Here is a 5,828-nt window from a genome sequence, read left to right as displayed (position 1 = left end):
GACCCAGGTTGCCGCAGGCCGCGCAGATTTCGGTCGACGGGTCCATCGTGTAATCGACCCCGATCAGGTACAGCGGATGCCGGCTGGCATAGCCACTGGCAGACACGATGGGGATGTAGCCGGCCAAGGCTTCGAGTTGGTTCCAGTCGAGCACGTGCAGGCGCTCTGTGCCGGGGAAAATGAAATAGAGCTTGCGCGTGCCGCGATGAATGCGGATGAAGGCGCCACGGCTGCGATGTGCGCCGCTGGCAAAGTAAAACAGGAAGGCCATGGCTGGCAACGATGGTGCACTGATCACCAAAGTCCCAACCATCTGAAAGGTTATCTTTTCTTTATCGACAATGGCTAACATGAATAACATCGCAGCGATCGTCACTAAGACGGACATACCGATAAAGCCCGCAGTACTGGTCCGCGTGAAATTCGCATAGGTCTCCAGTTCGACGCACTGATCATTGACGCGACGCACGCCATCGGGCTTGGGCGGCTCACTGATAGCGTGGTTCCGATAGAGCGGCGTGCCGCCCAGACGCAGGCTGGGCGGAAGTCGCTTGATGGTTTCCGCTTTCACAGAGGCGTCCCCACTGGCTCCAGCTTAGCCGGGTCGATGGGATCGGTGAACAGGCCTCCCGAGGAGAACACCAGTGGTGTCGGCGCGCCAGGCTGGTCGATGGCGAGCCCGGGTTGCTCGACCGGGGCGGGCAGGTACAGGTATTTCAGCGCAACCTTGGTGTCCTCGTGCATCTGGATGGCCCAGCCGCATTCCTTGCCGGTATGACCCAGTGGCGTGATCAAGCATTGGCGACGGTAGTCGATGGGGCTGGTACCCGCGGCATAGACAATGGGGCCTTGGACTGGCACAAGCTCGTTGCCTGCCAGGGTGAAGCTGAGTTGGGTTTGGAAATGTTCGGCAGGCATGTCGTTGGTGCCGGGCAACTGGCAATGGATGCGCAGGGTGCCGATCTCATAGCCTGAGGTCTTGTCCCACTCAGCGCTCAGGCGCGGGCGGTAGTAGAGGCCGTGGATGGCATCCAGTTCCTCGCTTCTTGTGTAATGCCGGCGATCGACACCCCAGGCGCTGTGCTTGAGCCATATTTCGACAGGACCGTGTTTGGTCATATCGACGCCGACATTAAAGGCGATGCCAACCCCCAGGGCGACAAGCCCCACCACGGCCCAGCCTGCGGGCGTGAGGCCAAGCACGGCCACTGCCGCCCCGCCACCGGATATCGTAGCGGCTGTCGCGGTGCCGCCGCCCCAGGCCGCCAGCGTCATAACGCCGCCGGCGATGGCAGAACCAAGGTACATGCGGGCCTGTTCGGAATTACTTTCATTGAGGGCATTGACTGCTCTAATGGCATCCGCTGCGGTCGCAATGCCAGCGCCACCTGCGCCGAAAATCGCCACGCCACGCTTGGTGGCGAATATTTTGGCGGTGGTGGCCAAGGCGACATTGCCACGCGCGCCCGCGCGAACGGCGACGACCGTAGCAACAATTTCGATGCCAGCAGCAATGAGCGCGCTAAAAGCACCGATCACTGAAACTGCGTTCGATACTTGAAGCTCGGTCGAATTGAATTGCTTACCCGCTTCCACCATGCCCTTATAAGCAAGCCATCCACCCAACCCGGTGAATAGGTACCCACCAGGCGTGCGCATACGCTTCAGCGTATTGATGAAGATGTTGCCTTCCACCTTGATGGGGCGCGTTGGCGGAAGCGCCAGCCGCTCGATCGGCGCGCTGTCCAGTTCGCGGTAGGTCGTCTCGCCAATCTTGACCCAGTCGTAAACCAGGATCCTGGCGGTCGCCTCCGCTTGCGTGACCTTGGGCATGGGACGCTTCCAACCGCGCAAGCGTTCGCTCCCGAGCGTCTGGTAACCCTGGAACTCGTAGGCGAAGCGCCACATGTCCGCCAGGCTGAGGTCGTACTGGACAATGGTGGCGTTAAAGCGGATCTCAATGACATGGCGTAGACGGCGCACGAGGATATCCGCCTGCTTGTTCTGCGGCAGCGCCTGCAGCAGGCCGATCAATGCATTGGTAGTGGGGGTGGCGGCATGCTCTTCCATGTACTTGTCCACCACGTCGAACATGTTCTTGGCGATGTCGGCAGTCTTTTCCTGAAGGCGCGCCATCAGAATCTGGCTGCCGTTCGCCAGCGCGAGCCAGTAGGGGCTCTGAGCGGGAGGTATCGACGTCAACTTGGCGAGAGCCCGCTGGCCGTCCTGCGTGTGGACCAGGCTACCGATGCAGTTGAATACCGCTTTTTCGTAATCGCGGGCGTTGTGCAGTATCTTCAGATCGAAACAACTCAGCGCTTTACCCAGTAGTCCGGGAGCTTCGATAAGGTCGACCCAGGACGACACGTCCCTGACCGCCATGTCGATAGCGGTGTCGAAGGCCACTATCCGTTTTTCATAGCGGTCCGGGAAGGCGACGGCGTTGGTGTAGTCGATCAGATTGCGCTGCTTGGCGAGCGCCTTAGCCAGTTCCGGAGAGCTTGCCCGCGGGCTGTTCTTTGCCGCCTGAAAATACCCGGCGATGAATCTTCCGCTCTGCAACTTGTGCGCATTCTCGCCAGCGTACCGGGTTTTTCTTTTGACTTCGGAGGCTGCCAGATAGTGAAGTTCGCCGACCATACCCACGGGGTCTTGCAGGGCAACACCGAGTGGCACCACCTCCTTGCGTGGCGACAGGGTGATATACATGTCGCTGATGATCCGGTTGAAGTCAGGACCGGGGGGCGAGGGCTGGATTTCGCTCCAGGGGTAGTACATCGCTTGGCCGTACGTCGCCGGCATCAGTTCGCGAGTCGCGGTGCCCAGGAGCACTGCATTGAACGCATGCGTCTGTGTGGCGCCGCCCGCAGGTTTGATCTTTGTCGCCAGTTTGTCGCGCAGACCACCGTCATTGGTTTCTATGCGCCAAAGCGTGGCATGCGTGAGGATGGTGTCGGTGGCCAGCACATAGACGGTATCGGCAATCTTGTCCTCTGGGGCGAGCAGGTAGGGTTTTGCACCGGTGGTATCGGGGCGGGCCAAGCGGCCGGGAGCGGCGTCCTGGCAGTCGGCTTCGGTCCACCAGATGGGCGCGAAGCGCACGTCGCTGGTGACCTGGTAATGCTGGGTCCACATGCGGCTGTTCTGGTAATAGAACAGGTAGACATAGGTGCCAGGACGCAAAACACGCAGGCCATACGCCTTGCTGCCCTTTAGTTCCGGATAGCCTTTCACGCTGAGTGTCGGGAAGACTGCGGCTTCGAAGCCCTTGTCGGCGATGCCGTAGCGCAGGGGGTAGACCGGGACGCCGCGCTGGCACGACGGCGGCGAAATGGCGCAATTCCTTGGCTTCTCACTGGGATGCGCGGGTTGAAGTGCTTTTTTGAGGGGCAGGGTCACGGTGGTAATCCTCAAACTAGGGGCACGCGATTTGCTGCAGGCGTTCCTCGGCTTCCTGCAGGCGCTGGCGAGCGGGAACATGGCGGCGGGTCAGGTGGTTTCGCAGCAAGGTGTCATGGGCGAACAACGCCTGGGGATAGACGAAGCGCAGCTCCATGTAGTGGCGCGCATCGCGCTCTAGGAGCAACGCCAGGCTGTCGGCTTCGCGGTCGAAGGCCATCAATTGCGCGTATAACTGCGTCTCCGTGAGCGCACTGGCCAGTGCCGGATGGCGCAAGGTGAACAGACGCGCGGTGTCGCGCATGAACCAGGCGTGGCTGGCCTGATCAAGCGTGGCTTCGTCTTCCGGCGTCAACGTGAGGTGGTGGCCGTCGGCCAGCGCGACGCCAGGCATGGCTGTTGGCGCATCGGCTTGCAGCCACTCGGTGGCGTGCTCGCCGCCGGCACGCCAGATCAAGCGAGCGATGGGACCAAACAGTTGGGCAAGGCGCTCGTTGGGAAGGCTTTCGCCTAGCTCTTCGAGTTGGCGCGATGCGCCAAGGCTGAAGGTAAGCGGCAAACCGTCAGCAGCGATGATCAGGCGCAATTGTCGTAGATGCCCGAGCAATTCCTGTTCGTCATCCGGTCCCAACAGCAGTAAGCCGGCGCGCTGGGGTGCCCAGGTTTCGAGGAAGTGGTTAAACAGGGTGGTGTCCAACGGCACCAGCATGGGGCCCTGCTGGTATCCGGGGGACTCGTACTGCCACGCTGTATCCAGCCACACCCACTGATGGTCGAAACGCTGGGTAAGCCCCCGAACATCGGCCTCCAGCGATTCGCTGCATTCGCCACTGAGCCAAAGCCAAGGGCGGGGTCCGTCTTGCAGCGTCGCCCAGGCCGGGGTCGTGACCACCTTGACGTGTTGCCGCGGCCAGCCTGGCACAGCGTGTTCAGCGGTGCTCATGCGTTTGTCCTTCCGCAGGGGCAAGGTTTGCGTGGGCAACTGCCGTCCGCGCGCATGGCGCATACGCGGTCCAACGCTTGACCGGCCCTGGGTGTGCCAGCCATGGATAGCGGATTCCCGCCGCCACCGCCCGGGTGCGAGATGGGCCCCTTGAATCGAATAGCGATCGCATCCAGGGTGATACCGTTGCCGTCAATGCGCAGCGTGCCGCCGGGCCCCCTGATGATGAGGTGCTCTGCCGCCTTCACTTCATAGCGCGCAGTCTTGCGCTCGATGCTTTGCCCGGCCTGCAGCTTGTCATGGCCCTGCACGGTGGTCTCAGCGACGTCGTGGCGCCGGTCCTGGCCGACGGTCACCTGCTCGTCGTTGCCCACCGTTTCCTTGCGGTCATGTCCGATGGCAATCGTCTCGTCGTGCTCGACCTGCTCGCTGCGGTCATGCCCGACAAAGGTGGTTTCGTCGTGCCTGACGTGAATGTTCTGGTCCTTCTGCGCGTGGACGWAGATTTCCTCCTGGTCCTTCTCRTCCTCGAAGCGCARCTCGTTGTAGCCCTCGCCCTTGTGGGTCTGGCTTTTGATGGTCATGCGGGTCTTGTGGTGCGGMAGYKCGTAGGGYGGCAACTGGTTSGAKCKGTACGTGCGGCCGGTGATGACCGGCTGGTCCGGGTCGCCGTCCCAGAAGTCGACGATCACCTCCTGGCCGATGCGCGGGATGGCGATGTGGCCCCAGGTGGCGCCGGCCCAGTGCTGCGCCACGCGGATCCAGCAGGAACTGTGTTCGTCGTGCCTGCCCAGGCGGTCCCAAGGGAACTGCACTTTGACCCGGCCCCATTCGTCGCAGTAGATCTCTTCGCCGGCCGGGCCGACCACGGTGGCCGATTGCGGCCCTTCGATGCATGGCCGGGGCAGGGGCTCGGCGCGCCACTCGGTCCGGTCGGGGACCAGTTCGGCGGTGTAGTTGTAGCGAGTACCTTGTTCGCTGCCGGCGCTCTCTTCGGCCTGGCTGGTGTGCTGCACGCCGTGGTGGCGCATGCGTATGGGGCGCCAGCCGTGGTTCATGTCGCCGCGCGGGTGGCCGGTGAGTTCGAAGGACAGGCCGGGCACCAGGCGCGGGTCGTCGCCCTCGACGCGGGCAAGGCGGGCGTCGCGGCGGTGGCCGCGCAGGCGCGCCTCGGAGAAGGGCTTGCCGGCTTCGTCGCGTTTGTAGCGTCCCGGGTAGCCGTAGTGTTCGTATCCCTTCTTTTGGTGATCGAGGGGGGTGCTGACCGTAGCGTGTTCGAGGTCGTACTGAGGATGGGTGAAGGTGTAGTCGCGCTGGGTGAGGCGTGCCGTACRCACGTTCTCGGTGTAGGTGAAGCGGCGCAGGGCGGGCTCGGGCTGGTCGCCGCCGGGGGTGGGGTTGTAGAGGACGGGACCGCCGGCGATGCGGCCCTGCACGAACAGGCGGTCGCTGTGGATCAGGCGGTGGCCGTCGGCGTCGTGGGTGG

General features: G+C 62.8%; 4 protein-coding genes. All 4 read right to left on the bottom strand.

All coding sequences use genetic code 11. The annotated features are described in order from the left end of the window. Nucleotides 1-571 (bottom strand): hypothetical protein (locus AB4Z48_RS40165; protein ID WP_441624425.1); only part of this gene is annotated, 571 nt, incomplete at its 3' end. Next, nucleotides 568-3,399 (bottom strand): toxin VasX, encoded by a 2,832-nt coding sequence (locus AB4Z48_RS40160; protein WP_441624423.1) that lies wholly within the window; start codon nucleotides 3,397-3,399, stop codon nucleotides 568-570. The genes AB4Z48_RS40160 and AB4Z48_RS40165, both read right to left, overlap by 4 nt. 16 nt (nucleotides 3,400-3,415) lie before the next feature. Beyond that, nucleotides 3,416-4,342 carry a hypothetical protein gene (locus tag AB4Z48_RS40155; protein WP_441624421.1) on the bottom strand — a complete coding sequence of 309 codons (927 nt, stop codon included), beginning with the start codon at nucleotides 4,340-4,342 and terminating at the stop codon, nucleotides 3,416-3,418. After that, a partial coding sequence (locus tag AB4Z48_RS40150) for a type VI secretion system Vgr family protein (RefSeq protein ID WP_441624419.1) occupies nucleotides 4,339-5,828 on the bottom strand: 1,490 nt, incomplete at its 5' end. The genes AB4Z48_RS40155 and AB4Z48_RS40150, both read right to left, overlap by 4 nt.

Source organism: Cupriavidus sp. 2TAF22, assembly GCF_052115045.1.
Taxonomy (GTDB): Bacteria; Pseudomonadota; Gammaproteobacteria; order Burkholderiales; family Burkholderiaceae; genus Cupriavidus.
Note: the sequence above shows the minus strand (reverse complement) of the source record. Positions and strands in the feature narration are given on the sequence as shown.